Raw genomic sequence first — 1284 nt, 5'->3', positions numbered from 1 at the left:
AAAAGGACTTAAACGATGAGCATTCAGGAATACATTCTTGCTGGCAGTAAATTACCGGTCCACAACCATTACCAGTTAAGACTTAAACGGCTGGAATCCCGGCAGCCCGGCGTTGATATTTCGGTGCTCAGGTTCAGCGGCAGCGAGGCCATCAGCGATATCCTGCGCTATGAAATTGCGTTCACCAGTGCGGTGAAAGACATTCCCGCTCAGCACATCATCAACTATTCCGCCCTGCTCCTGATGTACCCCGACGGTAAGCCGTGGGAGCCGGTTAAACCACGCATTATCCCCGGCGTCATCACCCAGTTCCGCCAGTGCGGCACCTCCGCCGATGAGACCCGCTACGTCGCCACGCTGGAACACTGCGTCACCCGGTTAAATCAGGGCAGCAATAACGCGATTTACCAGAACGACAGCGTCATCAGCATGACCGAAAACACCTTCCTGCGTTACTACATGGACCGGCTGGATTTCCGGTTTGCCCTTAATGAACAGTACCCGCTGAAAAAATTCATGATGCAGTTCGGCGAAAGCGAATACGCGCACATCGCGCGCCGCCTGGCCGACAGCGGCATCTCGTACTTCTTTGAATACGATGAAGAGAACAACTGCGATGTCATGGTGCTGGCCGACCATTCTTACGCCTGGCCGGAACCGGTCGCCATCCCGTTCCGTAATCCGGCGGGCCTGTTCGACGGCGGCCAGGAGTCGGTCTGGGAAATGTCGGTCAGCCGCAAGGCCATCCCGAAATCGGTGACAGTTAACGACGATTACTATCCGGCCGCGCAAAGCGATATGACCGCCACGGCGACCACCAATCCGGATTACACGGCGCTGGTTGCCGAAGATTACCGCTGGGGTGAGTCCTATCCTGAGCCGGGCAAGGAATACAGCAACGAGCCCGGTCAGGGGATGTGGTACGCCAGACGCCGTCAGGAGCGTTATCTGAGCGAACAAATCACCTTCGAGGGCAAGTCCAACAGCATGACGCTGCGTCCGGGGATGGTCATTACCACGCCCGGTAAAGACTGGCCGGAAGCGCCGGACGGCCTGCTGATAGTTTCCACGAACTCTACCAACGTCGCCCGCGACACGGCGTATTTTGTCACCTTCACCGCCGTGCCGCGCAATACCCGGCATCCGTATCGCCCCGCTCTGCTGCCGTGGCCGAGCGTCGCCGGCACGCTGCCCGCCCGTATCTCCAGCGCACATCCGGATGAGCCTTATGCCCATATCAGCGCCGACGGTTTGTACCGCGCCCGGTTTGGTTTCGACCGCACC

Annotated in this window: 1 protein-coding gene; it reads left to right on the top strand. The window is 58.4% G+C overall.

Annotated elements, in window-relative coordinates:
• Positions 1-15 precede the first annotated feature (15 nt).
• A partial coding sequence (locus tag EVX52_RS25050) for a type VI secretion system Vgr family protein (protein ID WP_129992349.1) occupies positions 16-1284 on the top strand: 1269 nt, incomplete at its 3' end.

This window comes from Rahnella sp. CFA14(1/10) (assembly GCF_004195095.1).
GTDB lineage: Bacteria > Pseudomonadota > Gammaproteobacteria > Enterobacterales > Enterobacteriaceae > Rahnella > Rahnella perminowiae.
This window is presented reverse-complemented; position numbering and strand designations above follow the sequence as displayed.